15 protein-coding genes are annotated in these 14,451 nt (G+C 68.9%); 8 read left to right on the top strand and 7 right to left on the bottom strand.

The annotated features are described in order from the left end of the window. Window positions 1–11 precede the first annotated feature (11 nt). Window positions 12–623, top strand: coding sequence for a vitamin K epoxide reductase family protein (locus tag QRN16_RS16100; RefSeq protein WP_082544607.1), 612 nt, complete (start codon window positions 12–14; stop codon window positions 621–623). Window positions 624–660: 37 nt separating this feature from the next. On the opposite strand, the gene QRN16_RS16105 is transcribed toward QRN16_RS16100, so the two are convergent. Together QRN16_RS16105 and QRN16_RS16110 are read right to left on the bottom strand one after the other, a co-directional pair. After that, complete coding sequence (locus tag QRN16_RS16105; protein WP_285188219.1) at window positions 661–1,413, bottom strand: GAF and ANTAR domain-containing protein; 753 nt, start codon at window positions 1,411–1,413, stop codon at window positions 661–663. Between the two features lie 48 nt (window positions 1,414–1,461). Next, complete coding sequence (locus QRN16_RS16110; RefSeq protein ID WP_051612949.1) at window positions 1,462–2,916, bottom strand: MDR family MFS transporter; 1,455 nt, start codon at window positions 2,914–2,916, stop codon at window positions 1,462–1,464. Between the two features lie 112 nt (window positions 2,917–3,028). Between QRN16_RS16110 and QRN16_RS16115 the strand changes: the two genes are divergently transcribed. Next, window positions 3,029–3,685, top strand: coding sequence for a TetR/AcrR family transcriptional regulator (locus QRN16_RS16115; protein ID WP_235578814.1), 657 nt, complete (start codon window positions 3,029–3,031; stop codon window positions 3,683–3,685). On the opposite strand, the gene QRN16_RS16120 is transcribed toward QRN16_RS16115, so the two are convergent. Beyond that, complete coding sequence (locus tag QRN16_RS16120; protein ID WP_056447165.1) at window positions 3,675–4,652, bottom strand: LacI family DNA-binding transcriptional regulator; 978 nt, start codon at window positions 4,650–4,652, stop codon at window positions 3,675–3,677. The two genes, QRN16_RS16115 and QRN16_RS16120, sit on opposite strands and share 11 nt — an antisense overlap. Before the next feature lie 126 nt (window positions 4,653–4,778). Between QRN16_RS16120 and QRN16_RS16125 the strand changes: the two genes are divergently transcribed. Together QRN16_RS16125 and QRN16_RS16130 are read left to right on the top strand one after the other, a co-directional pair. Continuing rightward, the gene (locus tag QRN16_RS16125; RefSeq protein ID WP_285188224.1) at window positions 4,779–5,825 is read left to right on the top strand and encodes a Gfo/Idh/MocA family oxidoreductase; all 1,047 of its coding nucleotides are present in this window, start codon (window positions 4,779–4,781) and stop codon (window positions 5,823–5,825) included. Beyond that, window positions 5,822–6,601 (top strand): TIM barrel protein, encoded by a 780-nt coding sequence (locus QRN16_RS16130; RefSeq protein WP_285188226.1) that lies wholly within the window; start codon window positions 5,822–5,824, stop codon window positions 6,599–6,601. The genes QRN16_RS16125 and QRN16_RS16130 overlap by 4 nt, the downstream gene beginning before the upstream one ends. 7 nt (window positions 6,602–6,608) lie before the next feature. Here QRN16_RS16130 and QRN16_RS16135 read toward each other — a convergent pair whose 3' ends face one another. Next, complete coding sequence (locus tag QRN16_RS16135; protein WP_285188228.1) at window positions 6,609–7,376, bottom strand: ANTAR domain-containing protein; 768 nt, start codon at window positions 7,374–7,376, stop codon at window positions 6,609–6,611. Window positions 7,377–7,435: 59 nt separating this feature from the next. After that, complete coding sequence (locus QRN16_RS16140) at window positions 7,436–8,899, bottom strand: helix-turn-helix domain-containing protein (RefSeq protein ID WP_285188230.1); 1,464 nt, start codon at window positions 8,897–8,899, stop codon at window positions 7,436–7,438. 168 nt (window positions 8,900–9,067) lie between these two features. Between QRN16_RS16140 and QRN16_RS16145 the strand changes: the two genes are divergently transcribed. The 3 genes from QRN16_RS16145 to QRN16_RS16155 are packed head-to-tail and all read left to right on the top strand — an operon-like array spanning window position 9,068 to window position 11,889. After that, window positions 9,068–10,120, top strand: a complete 1,053-nt coding sequence (locus tag QRN16_RS16145; protein WP_285188233.1) for an amidohydrolase family protein — start codon at window positions 9,068–9,070, stop codon at window positions 10,118–10,120. 1 nt (window position 10,121) lies between these two features. Next, window positions 10,122–10,826, top strand: a complete 705-nt coding sequence (locus QRN16_RS16150; protein WP_056447574.1) for an iron-sulfur cluster assembly protein — start codon at window positions 10,122–10,124, stop codon at window positions 10,824–10,826. A gap of 37 nt (window positions 10,827–10,863) precedes the next feature. After that, entirely contained in the window at window positions 10,864–11,889 is a 1,026-nt protein-coding gene (locus QRN16_RS16155) for an NAD(P)-dependent alcohol dehydrogenase (RefSeq protein WP_204870263.1), read from the top strand. A gap of 17 nt (window positions 11,890–11,906) precedes the next feature. Here QRN16_RS16155 and QRN16_RS16160 read toward each other — a convergent pair whose 3' ends face one another. After that, window positions 11,907–12,572, bottom strand: coding sequence for a 3-oxoacid CoA-transferase subunit B (locus QRN16_RS16160; protein WP_027504030.1), 666 nt, complete (start codon window positions 12,570–12,572; stop codon window positions 11,907–11,909). Next, on the bottom strand, window positions 12,569–13,333 hold the full coding sequence (locus QRN16_RS16165; protein ID WP_056447180.1) for a CoA transferase subunit A: 765 nt from the start codon (window positions 13,331–13,333) through the stop codon (window positions 12,569–12,571). The genes QRN16_RS16160 and QRN16_RS16165 overlap by 4 nt, the downstream gene beginning before the upstream one ends. A 193-nt stretch (window positions 13,334–13,526) precedes the next feature. On the opposite strand from QRN16_RS16165, the gene QRN16_RS16170 reads away from it, so the two are divergent. After that, complete coding sequence (locus tag QRN16_RS16170; RefSeq protein WP_285188238.1) at window positions 13,527–14,279, top strand: IclR family transcriptional regulator; 753 nt, start codon at window positions 13,527–13,529, stop codon at window positions 14,277–14,279. Window positions 14,280–14,451 lie beyond the last annotated feature (172 nt).

The following is a 14,451-nucleotide window of genomic DNA, read 5'->3' on the forward strand; positions in this document are numbered from 1 at the left end:
GGATCTCACCGATGACGATGTCCTCGCTGTCCGACGACGACGTCGACGTGGACCGTCCGTCTCGCGGAACCCCGGCGCGCGTGCTGCCGTGGGTCCTGCTGATCGGCGGGGTCGTCGGATTCGCGGCCGCCTGTGTGCTGACCTACGAGAAGATACGACTGACGGCGGACCCGTCGTACGCGCCGACGTGCAACCTCAACGCCGTGGTCAACTGCGGCTCGGTCATGGCATCACGCCAGGCGGCCGTCCTCGGATTCCCCAACTCCTTCATGGGGGTGGGCGGCTTCGCCATCGTCGCCATGGTGGGCGTCGCCCTGCTGATGCGCACGCGTCTCGATCGGTGGTTCTGGGCAGGGCTGCAGGTGGGGGTCACCGCGGCCGTCGCCTTCGTGCACTGGCTCATCGTGCAGAGCCTGTACGAGATCGGTGCGCTCTGCCCGTACTGCATGGTGGTGTGGGCCGTCACGGTGCCCGTCTTCTGGTACGTGACGGTGGTGAACGTGTCGGCTCTGGCGGGACCGGGCCGGACGAGAGACCTGCTGACGCGGTACCACGCCGTCCCCCTCGTCCTCTGGTATCTCGTGCTGGCAGGACTCGTCGTGCAGAGGTTCGTGCTCGGCTGACCACGCCCTCCGGCTCCGGCTGACCGCACCCCGTGCGTCAGGTGGGGCGCGCGCCGGTCATCTCGGCCGGCGCGACGTCCGTCACCGACGACACGAATTCGCGGGCGATGTCCCGCAGTCGGCGGTTGGTGCGCTGCGACTCGGTCGAGAGCACCTCGAACGCCGCGGCGTCGTCGATGCCGCGCAGGGCCATGAGGATGCCCTTGGCCTGCTCGATGGGTGCGCGGTGGGCCATGGCATCGCGGAGGCCGTCGACGGTGGTCGAGAGGTCGCGGTGCTGGTCGTCGCGCTCCAGCGCGTCCGAGACGGCGCCGACCAGCGTGCTGAGAACCTGACGGTCAAGGTCGTCGAACGAGTGCGGGGTGTGGGCGAAGAGGGTGAGCGAACCGATGGTGCGGTCACCCACCCGCACCGGGGTGCACATCATCGCGGCGATCCCCGCGGCGCGCGCAGTGTTGCCGAATTCCGGCCACCGGGCGTCTCCCGCCTCGCAGTCGACCAGCACCGTCTCGCACTCGCGAGCGGCGTGCAGGCACGGACCGCTGTCCGCGTCGTACTGCTCGAGGTCGATGGCGGAGACGGTGGCCGACGACGTCGCGGCCGCGAAGGGTGCGCCGTTCAGCTCGACGGTGACTCCGCACATGTCCGTGTCGGGGATGCACGCGCAGGCGGCGTCGACCAGCCGGTGCATCAACTCCGCAGCATGGTCGTCGTCGGTGCCCGCCGCGCTCAACGAGCGGACGGCGTTACCGATCACGACCGCGAGCGGCAAGGAGTCAGAGGAGTTCACGGCACCATTTCACCACGACGGGGCGACAACCTTCCGGCAACGACCAGGTCACCCCCGGTCGGCCGCAGGCGTACGGATGAAGAACGAGGCGCCCACTGCCAGCAGGGACACGGCACCGCCGCACAGGAACGCGGTGTGGATCCCCGACTGCTGCGCCGCCACGTCGCCCACGCCACCGGCCAGTCGGGAGGCCGCAGCGGTGGACATCACGGTGACGAACAGCGCGGTGCCGGCCGCTCCCGCCAACTGCTGCACGGTGTTGAAGATCGCGCTGCCGTGCGAGTACAACTGCGGCGGAACCGAACCCAGTGAGGAGGTCATCAGCGGAGTCATGATCAGAGCGAGTCCGACGCTGAGCAGCGAGTGGATCGCGACGACCACGGGGAGGGCGGTGTCGGCCGTGAGGATCGTCATCGACCACAGTGCGGCGCTGACGACGACGGCGCCCGGGACCACCAGTGGGCGGGGGCCGACCCGGTCGAAGACCCGTCCGACGACGGGAGCGAGACCGCCCATGATCAGACCGCCGGGAAGGAGCATCAGGCCCGTGGTCAACGTGTCCAGCCCGCGGACGTTCTGCAGATACATCGGCAGCAGGATGAGGGCACCGAACAGCGCCATCATGCTGATGGAGAGCATGCCCAGGCCGATGCTGAACGTGGGGGTGCGCAGCGGACGCAGGTCGAGCAGGGCCCGGCCCGAGTCCTGACGAGCGATCTGCCGGAGGACGAACACGACCAGTGCGACGACGCCGACACCCAACGGGATCCACACGGGGACCGCGGTGCCCTCGGCGGCGTGACCCAGGCTGCCGAGTCCGTACACGATGCCGCCGAACGCCAGCGCGGACAGCACCACCGAGACGGCGTCGAACGGGGCCACCGTGCTCGCCGCGGTGGCGTTCTCCACCAGGCGGGATCCGATCGCGAAGGCCAGCAACGCGATCGGGAGCACGAGCCAGAACATCCACCGCCAGTCGAGTGCACTGAGGATGACACCCGAGATGGTCGGCCCCACGGCCGGAGCCACGGCGATGACGATGGAGATGACGCCCATCATGCGGCCGCGCCGATCGGCGGGAACCAGTCGCAGCACGGTCGTCATCAGCAGGGGAAGCATGATCGCCGTGCCGCCTGCCTGGACGACTCGACCGGTGAGCAGCAGCGGGAAGCCGGGCGCCGACGCGGCGAGAACGGTGCCCACGGAGAACAGCGACATCGCCGCGAAGAAGACCTGGCGGAGAGTGAAGCGCTGGAAGAGGAAGCCCGTGGTCGGGATGACGATGGCCATGGTCAGGAGGAAGCCGGTGGTGAGCCACTGCGCGGTGCCGGCGTCGATGGCGAGATCGACCATCAGGGTGGGCAGCGCGACGCTCATGATCGTCTCGTTGAGGATCATGACGAATGCCGACACCACGAGCACCGCGATCAACAGCCGACTGCTCCGTGGCAGAGGCCCGTCCGTGACGCGCGGCGCGTCCACCTCTGTCTGCTGAACCTGCATCGTCGTGGGGCCTCTCTGTCGTTCGGTGTGGTAACAGTGTCTTCCTGCATGACAGTCACTGTCAAACTGGTTGTTGATGTAGGGTGACGGCCATTCGGAGAGGAGTGATGTCGTGAGTGGAGACGGCTCGACCGAGGTGGCGGCGACACCGGTGCCCGATCTGCGGGAACGTCGGCGTCGCGACATGTGTTCCGAGATCTCACTGGCGGCGCTGGAACTCTTCGAGCGTCAGGGATTCGCGTCCACCACCGTCGGCGACATCGCTCGCGACGCGGGTATCTCGCAGAGCACGTACTTCCGTCACTTCCCCACGAAGGAGCAGTCCGTCGTCGGCTTCGATGCCGGGCTCGAGCGCGAGATCCTGGCGTGGGTGACCGAGGCCGACCTCGCGGGTGTCGGTCTGGCCGGCATCGAGGACATCGTGGAGCGGTTCCTCCGGCGCATGAGTGCGGCGAACACGGCGTCGTCCGACCGCGTGATGCGCATCCGTCGGCTGATCGTGTCGGATGCGCACCTACGGTCCGCTGCGATCGCCCTCGACGAAGTGGTCATCGCTCGCCTGGCCGACGCGCTGGCGGCGCGAGTTCCGCGATCGCCCTCCCGCCTGACCGCCGAGACGGCGATCATGACCGTCCGGGTCGCGTTCGACTCGTGGGCGGCGCGCGTGGACGACGGGGATCAGGACGCCGACCTGGCGGAGATCTATCGCGTCGCGTGCCGTGATCTGCGGACCGTCGTGACCGGTGCCGCCCCGGACGTCACGACGTAGCCCTCGGTGCGCCGGTGGTCGACCGTGACACCAGGCTGGGCGTCAGCACGATGCTCGGCGCACTGTCGTCGACGGTGAGGGTGAGTGCGGCGTCCACCGCCGCGTCGGCCAGGCTCTCGGCGTCCTGGGACACCGTGGTGAGTGCGACGTGGTCCAGTCCGGCGACGCGCGAGTCGTCGTACCCGATCACCGACATGTCCCGCGGCACGGCGAGTCCGCGAGCGACCAGTGCGGCGAGAACGCCTGTGGCGCACCGGTCGTTGAAGGCGATCACGGCGGTGGGAGGGTGCTCTGTGTCGAGGAGTCCCTCGACTGCTCGCGCTCCGTCGTCCTCCGTGAGGCCGCCCCGCACCACCTCGGCTCGGGCGTCGTCGATGTGGGACAGGGCGTCCAGGAAACCGGCGGATCGGTCCTCGCTGCCCGGTGCGCCGTCGCCGTCGACGAAGGCGATGCGCCGATGGCCGAGCTCCTCGAGATGCCGTACCGCCAGCGTGATGCCGGCGACGTCGTCGCTGCGCACCGTCACCGTGTCCGGGGTGTCGACACGGCGAGCGACGACGACGGTGGGAACGGTGCGGGCGAGCGCGGCCAGCTCGTCCTCCGGCAGTCGGCTGCCGAGGAGGATCGTTGCCTCGCAGCGATCGTGACGAAGGGAGTCGATGGCCGCTGTCTCACCTCTGCTGGGTGCGACGGCGCTGAGAGCCACCTCGTAGCCCCGTCGAGCCGCGGCGGAATAGACGTGTTCGACCAGATCCCCGTGGAACGGTTGTTGCAGCTCGAAGACGACCCCGAGAAGCCGGGAGTGCGACTGCCGCAGACTGCTCGCCCGTCGATCGCGGACGTATCCCAGTTCGTCGGCGATCTCGCGTACCCGTGCGCGGGTCGCGTCGCTGGCACCGGGGGAGTCGCGGAAGACGATGGACACCAGGGCGGTCGAGACTCCCGCCGCCCGTGCCACGTCGGTCATCGTGACGGGACGCTCGGTTCGTCTCCTGGTGGTCACGCACCGATCGTACGGGGGTGTTGACGCCGGCGTCTAGTACGTTCTAGCCTCTGCGAACAGTCAAACTAGAACGTACTAGTAGGAGGCGTCATGGCAGTCGATCGTTCGGAGGTGGTGGGCATCGCGGTGCTCGGTGCGGGCAGGATCGGCGCCAACCACGCCGAGATCGTCGCGCGCCGGGTACCGGGTGCCGCACTGCGGGCAGTGGCGGATCCGGTGCCCGGCGCCGCCGACAGGCTCGCCGGGGAACTCGGTGCACCGACGGCGTCCACCGACATCCACGAGACCCTGCGGCGTGACGACGTCGACGCGGTCGTGATCTCCGCCCCCGCGCGGAGTCACACCGAACTCGTCGTCGCGGCCGCGGAGGCCGGGAAGCACGTGTTCGTCGAGAAGCCGATGGCCGTGACCCTCGAGGACGCGGACCGTGCCATCGCCGCCGCACGGGCCGCGGGAGTGACACTCCAGGTGGGCTTCAACCGACGCTTCGCGCCGGGATTCGCGGCGGCACGTCGGGCCGTCGACGAGGGCAGGATCGGTACGCCCCAGCTGCTGCGGTCGCTCACCCGTGATCCCGGCCCGTGGGGTGGAGATCCGAGCCGCGTTCCAGCGTGGACCATCTTCCTGGAGACGCTGATCCACGACTTCGACACGCTGTGCTTCCTCAACCCGGGAGCCGCTCCGGTGCGCGTGCACGCCATGGCCGACGCGTTGATCCGGCCCGAGGCCAGGGACGACGGCTTCCTCGACACCGCCGTCGTCACCATCGCGTTCGACAACGGCGCCCTCGCGACGGCCGAGGCCAACTTCTCCGCGCTGTACGGCTACGACGTCCGCGGAGAGGTGTTCGGATCCGGCGGCATGATCACTGCCGGCACCACGGCGTCGAGCGACATGACCCTGTACGACGCTCGCGGGATCACCGTGGACACCGCCCGTCGCGACACCGATCTGCTGCGCGAGGCCTACATCGGCGAGTTCACCGCGTTCGTGTCCTCGGTCCACGACTCGACGCCCGCGGTCGTCGGTGGAGCCGACGCACGGGTCGCCCTGTCGATCGCGCTCGCCGCGATCGAGAGCGTGCGGTCCGGCGCCGCGGTCGCCGTCGCGGATCTCGACTCGGACGGTGTCCGATGACGTACACGCTGGCGGCCAGCGCCGAGATGCTCCACCTCGATCTGCCGTTCGTCGATCGGGTCCGACGGATCGCGGACCGCGGCCTGCAGGTCGAGATCTGGAACTGGTCGACGAAGAACATCGACGATCTGCAGGCCACGGGTGCCCGGTTCTCCTCGATGACCGGGTACCTGAGCGGAAGCCTCACCGACCCGGACGGCATCGACGAGTTGCTCCGCACGGCCGCGGAGTCGCTGCGCGTGGCCGATCGGCTCGACTGCCCGCGCCTGAATCTGCACGGCACAGGTCTCGATTCCGAGGGGTTGCCGGTCCACCCCGAGCACACGGTGACCCCCGACATGTGGCTCCGGGCGGCCGACACACTGCGCCGGGTCGCGGAGCTGGGCGAGCGTGCCGGTCGCGTGTTCACCCTCGAGAACCTCAACACCGCGGTCGATCACCCCGGTACACCGTTCGCCACCGCGGCGGACACGCTCGCACTCGTGTCCGCGGTGGACAGTGCGGCGCTGCGCCTGAATCTGGACCTGTACCACGCTCAGATCGGCGAGGGGAACCTCATCGAGACGGTGCGGCGCTCGCTTCCCTGGATCGGCGAGATCCAGGTGGCCGACGTTCCGGGGCGCTGCGAACCGGGCACCGGGGAGATTGCCTACCCGGTCGTCGCCGCCGCACTGCGCGAGATGGGGTACGACGGTGTCGTCGGTCTCGAGGGGTGGGCACGCGCCGATCCCGACGAGGCACTCGACGCCTTCGAGGCGGCGTTCACGGCGCCGTGATCGTCGGTCAGCTGTCCTCGGTGATCCGGCGGGCCACGTCGACGAGTGGCAGTTCCGCTGCGGCAGCGGCTTTCTCGAGTAGTGCTCGGGCCTCGCCCATGTCGAGATCGTCCCGCACCATGAGGATGCCGACCGCGATGCCGACGACCCGGCGGTCCGCCATGGCCGCACCGATCCGTCGGACTCCGGCGACGAGGTCGCGCCCGCGGCCGTAGGACCACAGGGCGGTGTCGAGGTGGTCCACGAGGACGCACACCAGATCGTCCTCGGCCTCGACCTGCGCGGAGGACAGGGGAGGCCCCGCGGCGTACAGGTTGACCGATCCGGCGGCCGCCCCGTCGACGGTCAGCGCGCACGCGTGCACCCGGTCCACGCCGGCCCTCGCCGCGAGGGCGGCAAGGGGCGGCCAGAGTCGGGCCACCTCGTCGTGGGAGAAGTGCAGCGACGAGTGTGTCCGCAGCGCGCGCAGGCAGGGTCCGTCGTCGAGGTCGTACTGCTGGGCGTCGAGCGCGAACACGACGGCGTCGGTGGGGGACACGGTGAAGGGGTGGACGTCCACGGTGGCGGTGATGCCGGCGTGCGCCACGCCGTCGAGTGATCGGACCGCCGCCGCCGCGCCCTGCTCGAGCACGACGAGCAGAGCGGCATCGTCGTCCACCGAGCCGGTCAGAAAATCGGAGACCGTGGTCGTCGCCGTCGAGTCCCGTTCGCGGGCCCGACGGAAGTGGGGGAGGTCGCGCAGTGCGAACAGACGTCGCGTGAGTTCGTCGTCCATGTCCGCGCCCCTCCCGTGAGATCGAGTCGTCCGGGACGAGACTACGCGGCCGACGTGCGTCAGCCGGGGTTCCGCGGATCGATCTTGTAGTAGGCCGTCTTGCGGTAGAGCGTGGCGCGGCTCATCCCCAGCTGACGGGCCGCCTGGCTCATCGTGACCTTGCCCGACGCGAGGACCCGCACTATCTCCCCGTGCTCGAACGCCTCGATGCTCGACAACCGGCGCGTCCGGCCCGCCAGCAGTTCGGCGGGGAGCATCGCGACGTCGACGACGTCCGCACGCGACGCGACTCGCGTGACGAGTTCGCGGAGCTCCGCCGCGCCCTGCGGCCAGTCGTGGTGCTGCAGAGCGCGTTCCGCCGCGGGGGTGATGTGCACGTCGCGTCCGCGCACCGCGCGCGCGAACTCGTGAGCCAACGGCACGACGTCGTCCGGTCGGTCCGACAGTGGGGGCAGCGACAAGACCGATGCGACCGCGGAGGCGAGTGCGGCCGGGATGTCGTGCAGTCGTTCGGCGGTGACCGCGAAGGGCATCCGGGTCTCGGCGGACCGCAGCAGGTCGACGAGTGACTGTGCGGCGAAGTCGGGGAGCGTGTCGACGTCGCGCAGGACGACGACCGTGTCGGTGCGATCCGCCTCGTACGTCCACAGGTCGAGCCACGTGTCGACGTCGTCGGGTGCGGGGGCCGCTGCCGAGAGGATGCGGTGGCGCGGGAAGGCGCGCCGCGCAGCGTGCGTCACCAGCGACGAGCGGCCGGAGCCGGGGCGGCCGATCACCGCGACGGTCGATCCCGCGGCCATCGCGGAGTGAGCGTCCGCCTCCAGTCGTGACCACTCCGCGCCGAGTCGAACGCCTGTGCCGGTGGACCCGTGCTCGATACGGAAGAGGCTGCGACGCACCGTCGGTCGCTCTCGTCGACCGGTTGATCGGGACGACATCGACAGCGAGATGGTGCTCGCGGCCGACCGTGCGAGTGTGAGTAGGAGGTCGCTCGACGTCCGGGACCAGGTGGTGAGATTGACGGCACCCTGCAGACGACCCGTCGCGGGATCCAGCACCGGGGCGGCTGCGCAGGTGAAGCCGGTGAGGCTGTGGGAGTAGTGCTGTTCCGCTCGGACCAGGGTGGGTGCCAGGTCTGCCAGCGCGAGACCCAGACCGTTGGTCCCCACCTCCCGTTCCGAGTAGCCGAAACCGGGCGCGAGGTGGACGTCGTCGAGCGCGCGGAGCAACGTGTGGTCCCCGCTCAGGCGGGACAGAACGAGGCCGTCGGCGTCGGTGAGCATGAGGCCCACCGGCTCGGCGGTGAGTGTCCGCTGCAGGTCGGCGAGCACTTCGTCACCGCACTGCCGAAAGAGCGACTCCTGCCGTTCCGTCCCGGCGAAGACCGGCTCGACATGATCGACCGGGATGCCGTAGCGCCGACTCCGAAGCCAGGAGGCGCGGAGCCGAGGGGGTACCGCACCGGCGACCGCGTCCACCTCGCGGCCGGAGCCGGTCCGGTGTTCGGGGAGCTGTGCTGGCACGCGGGCGTCCTGGTGGGTCGAAGCGGGTCGGGTTGTGATCCAGGTTACAGCGCCCGAGGGGTGGTCGACCGTCTCAGATTGAGACGCCGGGGACGCCCGCTTCCCGTCCGTCGCGCCCTAGCGTCGAGCCAGTGAAGGTGACGCCAGTCACACGACGAAGGGACCTCGATGTACACCAAGGGCGACAACAGCTACTTCATCGTCGACGCGCACGTCGCGCTGTGGGACGCGCGGCCCGAGAACCAGCGCAACATCCACGGCAAGCAGTTCATCGACTGCTTCTACGACTACCACCGCAACCTGTCGCCCGAGAGCGAGCTGTGGCCGTACGACGAGTACCTCTACCAGGGCGGCGACCGCCTGATGAAGGACCTCTTCGAGGACGGGTACGTCGATCATGCGATCTTCCAGCCGGCCCACCTCGGGGAGTTCTACGTGAACGGGTTCGGGCAGACGGAGGAGGCATGGGCCCTCACGGCGCAGAATCCCGACAAGCTCACCTACAACCACCACTTCGATCCGCGCAACGGCGAGCGTGGGCTCGATCAGCTCCGCGCCGATGCCGAACGGTTCGGACTGAAGGGCGTCAAGCTCTACACGGCGGAGTGGCACGGAGACTCTCGCGGCTACAAGCTCGACGACGACTGGACCCGGCGTTACCTCGAGGTCTGCCGCGAGCTCGGGATCACCAACATCCACGTCCACAAGGGACCGACCATCAGGCCGCTCGATCGCGATGCCTTCGACGTGGCGGACGTCGATCATGTCGCCACCGACTTCACCGATCTGAACTTCGTCGTCGAGCACTGCGGTCTCCCGCGGCTCGAGGACTTCTGCTGGATCGCCACCCAGGAGCCGAACGTGCATGCCGGGCTCGCCGTCGCGATGCCGTTCATCCACTCCCGGCCGAAGTACTTCGGCCAGATCATGGGCGAGTTGCTCTACTGGCTCGGTGAGGACCGGATCCAGTTCTCGTCCGACTACGCCCTCTGGACACCGCGCTGGCTGATCGAGTCGTTCGTCGACTTCCAGATCCCGGCGGAGCTGAGCGAGTACCCGGAGATCACGATGGACCAGAAGCGCAAGGTGCTGGGCCTGAACGCCGCGAAGATGTACGACATCCCGGTTCCGGCGGAGCTGCAGATCGCCGATGCCGACGAGACGGCCACCGGCCCGCGCGGCGCCGACCGTGCGGCCGACGACGTTCTCGTGGGAGCGTGAGATGACCACCCGTGCCGACTCGGCGATGCGGGCTCTGGACGTGGTGATCGATCCCGAGCTCGATGAGCCGATCACCGACCTCGACTTCGTGCAGTCGCTCACCGTCTCCGAGGACCGTGACGTCGTGGTGCACCTGCGCTTGCCGACGTCCTTCTGCGCGCCGAACTTCGCCTACCTCATGGCCTCCGACGCGAAGGACGTGCTCACCGGCCTGCCCTGGACGCGGAACGTGACGGTGGAACTCGACGACCACCACGATTCACCGATCATCAACGCGGGACTCGCCGCGGACGCGGGGTACCGGGGCACCTTCGCGCACGAGGCGGAGAACGATCTGGAGGAGCTCCGGACGACGTTCCGGCGCAAAGCTCACGTCGCGGCGATGGAGCGGTGCCTGACCGCGCTGCTGAAGCGGGATCCGTCCCGGCGCATGGAGGACATGGGAACCGTTGTGCTGGGCGATCTCCCGGACGACGACACCACCAGGGCACTGCGGTCGCGGCGACGGTCCCTCGGTCTGGACGACGTGCCCGACAGCATCGTCATGGTCGATCACACCGGAGCCGGCTATGCGCAGCTCGACGTGCCGCTCGCACTGCGTCGGGCTCGATCGACCCGCATCTCGATCGACGGCAATGCCCACTTCTGCCGGGGACTGCTCCGTACCCGCTACGACGACCCGGACCGCACGACGGTCGACGCCTGACCTTCCCGAGAAGCCGAGGAGACACATCATGAGCACCATGCGCGCAGTCCAGGTCGTGGGGTACCACGAGAAACTCCGAATGACCGAGGTGCCCGTTCCCACTCCCACGGGGCCGTTCGACGTGGTCGTCCGGATCGGTGGAGCGGGGGTGTGCCGTACCGATCTGCACATCCTCGAGGGGCAGTGGGCCGAGAAGTCGAACGTGACCCTGCCGTACACGATCGGTCACGAGAACGCCGGCTGGGTCCACGCCGTCGGTTCCGCCGTGACGAACGTGCAGGAGGGTGACAAGGTCATCGTCCACCCGCTCATCACGTGCGGGCTCTGCCGCGCCTGCCGATCCGGCGACGACGTGCACTGCGAGATCAACCAGTTCCCCGGCATCGACACGAACGGTGGCTACGCGGAGTATCTGAAGACGTCGGCACGCAGTGTGGTGAAGCTGGACGACTCGCTGGAGCCGGCGGACGTGGCTGCCCTCGCCGATGCCGGGCTGACGGCCTATCACGCCGCGGCGAAGGCTTCCCGGCATCTGACTCCGCGCGACCGCGTCGTGGTCATCGGTGCAGGTGGGCTGGGGCACATCGGGATTCAGGTGCTGAAGGCGCTGACCGCGGCCGAGATCGTGGTCGTCGACCGTAACGCCGACGCGGTGAAGCTGGCCCTGTCCATCGGGGCGGATCATGGCGTCGTCGCCGACGGCACCCACATCGAGCAGGTGCTCGAGCTCACCGGTGGGCAGGGCGGCGAAGCGGTCATCGATTTCGTCGGTGAAGGCGGCGCGACGGCTGAGGGCATCGCGATGTTGCGGCAGGCGGGCAATTACCACGTCGTCGGATACGGCGAGAACATCGACGTCCCCACCATCGACATCGTGTCGTCGGAGATCAACGTCATCGGCAACCTGGTCGGGTCCTACAACGACCTGTGCGACCTCATGGCTCTCGCGGCACGCGGGTCCGTCGTTCTGCACACCGCGAAGTACGCACTCGACGACTTCCAGAGCGCCATCGACGATCTGGACGCGGGCACGGTGCGAGGGCGGGCCATCCTCACGCCGTGAGAACGGCCCGCCGCCGGTCAGTGCGTGACGAGGTCGTCGGCGTCGGTGAGGGTGGCGCCGGTGGCGTCGTGCACCTGCGCGGCCGTGACACCGGGCGCGGTCTCCCGCAGGACCAGGGTGCCGTCGCCGACGACGTCGATGACGGCGTAGTCGGTGATGACACGGTCGACGACGGCCTGACCGGTGAGGGGGAGCGTGCACGTGTCGACGATCTTGGGGTTGCCGTCCCGATCGGTGTGCTCCATGACGACGATGACGCGCGCGGCGCCGTGAACGAGGTCCATGGCGCCGCCCATGCCCTTGACCATCTTTCCCGGGACCATCCAGTTGGCGAGGTCGCCGGTCGCCGAGACCTGCATGCCGCCGAGGACGGCGGTGTCGATGTGGCTGCCGCGGATCATCCCGAAGGACAGCGCGGAGTCGAAGAACGCCGCGCCGGGCAGGGTGGTGACGGTTTCCTTGCCGGCGTTGATGAGATTGGCGTCGACCTCGTCCTCGGTGGGGTAGGGGCCGGTGCCGAGGATGCCGTTCTCGGAGTGCAGCGTGACGCGGATCGCGGGATCGAGGAAGCCGGGAATCAGTGTGGGCAGCCCGATGCCGAGGTTCACGTAGTCACCGTCGCGCAGTTCGGCCGCCGCGCGCCGAGCCATGTTCTCGCGGGTCCATCCGGTGTCGGTGCTCATCGTGCGTCTCCTGCGGGTCGGGTGGTGCGCTTCTCGATGCGGGGTGTCTGAGGGCCGGTCTCCACGATGCGCTGGACGAACACGCCGGGCAGGTGCACGTGCGCCGGGTCGATCTCGCCCGGCTGCACGAGATGCTCGACCTGAGCGACGGTGATGCGGCCGGCCATGGCGGCGAGCGGGTTGAAGTTCATGGCTGCCTTGTCGAAGACGAGGTTTCCGTCGGTGTCACCCAGGTGCGCGTGCACGAGCGCGAAGTCGGCGCGGATGCCCTCCTCGAGGACGTACCGCTTGTCGCCGAAGACGCGGGTCTCCTTCGGGGGGGATGCGAGTGCGACGGATCCGTCGGCGGCGTAGCGCCACGGGAGCCCGCCGTCGGCGATGGGGCTGCCGACACCGGCCGGGGTGAAGAACGCCGGGATGCCCGCGCCCCCGGCGCGTAGTCGTTCGGCGAGAGTGCCCTGGGGAGTGAGCTCGACCTCGAGCTCGCCGGAGAGGTACTGCCGGGCGAATTCCTTGTTCTCGCCGACGTAGGACGCGGTGACGCGACGGATCCGGTGCGCTGCGAGCAGGATGCCGAGGCCGTGGTCGTCCACTCCGCAGTTGTTGGAGAAAACCTCCAGATCGGTGACGTCGGTGGCGGCGAGGGCGTCGATCAGTGCGTCCGGGATGCCGCAGAGTCCGAAGCCGCCGACGGCCAGGGTGGCGCCGTCCGTGACGCCGCGTATCGCGTCGGCGGGGGTGGACAGGACTTCGGTGGCCACGAGTTCCTCCTGAGATCGAGTACTGATCAGATGTACGGTCCGGTGAGTGGACGTGCGCACTCTCTGCATTCGATCAGGACCGCAGCGTCTTCGCAGGCGATACGGGTTCCGGACGGCGAACTGCTCGACTCGTGGAACGATCGGCGGCACGGTGTTCACTGAGTGGACACCCCGCGAGCCCTAGACTGTGGTGATGGCGGAGGCAGCGAGGTCGGTCATCGCGCGAGTCGCGGCCGTGATGCGTGCCATCGGTGATCACGAGCCGGACGGCGCGTCGACCACCGACATCGCCAGGACCGCCGGGTTGGCGCGGCCCACCGTGCACCGGATGGTCACCGCGTTGGCGGCGGAGGGCTTCGTCGATCGGCACGAGTCGGGCCGGTGGGCGCTGGGGCCCGAGACCTTCCTTCTCGGATCGATGGCAGCGGAGCGGTACGACATCACGTCGAGCGCGGGAGACATCCTGCGCGATCTGGCCCGAACGACGGGGGAGAGCGCCTTCCTGTCGGCACGTCGGGGCGACGAGACGGTCTGCATCGCGAGCGAGGAGGGCAGTTTCCCGCTGCGCTCGCACGTCCTGCACGTCGGCCTGCGCATGCCCCTCGGAGTCGCGTCCGCCGGGTTGGTCATCCTCGCGCACCTGCCCGAACGCGAGCGGAGGGAGTACCTCGACCGTGCAGAGCTCGGCGGCTGGGGAGAACGTCACGCGCCGCGCGAGATCGCCGAACGGGTGGAACAAGTTCTGGTGCAGGGATACTCGGTAAATCCCGGGTTGTTGGTGGAAGGTAGCTGGGGTCTCGGGGCCGCGGTGTTCGATCGCCGCGACGCCCCGGCGTGGGCGCTGAGTCTGACGGGCGTCGCCGGCCGTTTCGACGATGTCCGGCGCCCTGTTCTCGGCGAACAGCTGCTGCGGGCCGCACACGCGTTGACCTCGCGTCTGCGGTGATCGGAGGTCGATGCGGCCGGTCGGACAGAACTCGGGCGGTACATCCAAGTTATTCACCCGTTATATCGTGAATGCATGCCCGATATCGTATCGATGTCGACATCAGAGTCCGAGAATCGTTGTCGCACAGAGATGTCAGTCGTCCATCACGTGATTGTCCGGACTCGACAGA

This window comes from Rhodococcus sp. MEB041, assembly GCF_030208955.1.
Lineage (GTDB): Bacteria > Actinomycetota > Actinomycetes > Mycobacteriales > Mycobacteriaceae > Rhodococcoides.

Coding starts and splice junctions, on each gene's coding strand:
- QRN16_RS16100 (WP_082544607.1), top strand. CDS start 12: ATGACGATGTCCTCGCTGTCCGACGACGACGTCGACGTGGACCGTCCG.
- QRN16_RS16120 (WP_056447165.1), bottom strand. CDS start 4,652: ATGACCGACGTGGCACGGGCGGCGGGAGTCTCGACCGCCCTGGTGTCC.
- QRN16_RS16145 (WP_285188233.1), top strand. CDS start 9,068: ATGTACACCAAGGGCGACAACAGCTACTTCATCGTCGACGCGCACGTC.
- QRN16_RS16130 (WP_285188226.1), top strand. CDS start 5,822: ATGACGTACACGCTGGCGGCCAGCGCCGAGATGCTCCACCTCGATCTG.
- QRN16_RS16135 (WP_285188228.1), bottom strand. CDS start 7,376: ATGGACGACGAACTCACGCGACGTCTGTTCGCACTGCGCGACCTCCCC.
- QRN16_RS16150 (WP_056447574.1), top strand. CDS start 10,122: ATGACCACCCGTGCCGACTCGGCGATGCGGGCTCTGGACGTGGTGATC.
- QRN16_RS16125 (WP_285188224.1), top strand. CDS start 4,779: ATGGCAGTCGATCGTTCGGAGGTGGTGGGCATCGCGGTGCTCGGTGCG.
- QRN16_RS16160 (WP_027504030.1), bottom strand. CDS start 12,572: ATGAGCACCGACACCGGATGGACCCGCGAGAACATGGCTCGGCGCGCG.
- QRN16_RS16155 (WP_204870263.1), top strand. CDS start 10,864: ATGCGCGCAGTCCAGGTCGTGGGGTACCACGAGAAACTCCGAATGACC.
- QRN16_RS16110 (WP_051612949.1), bottom strand. CDS start 2,916: ATGCAGGTTCAGCAGACAGAGGTGGACGCGCCGCGCGTCACGGACGGG.
- QRN16_RS16170 (WP_285188238.1), top strand. CDS start 13,527: ATGGCGGAGGCAGCGAGGTCGGTCATCGCGCGAGTCGCGGCCGTGATG.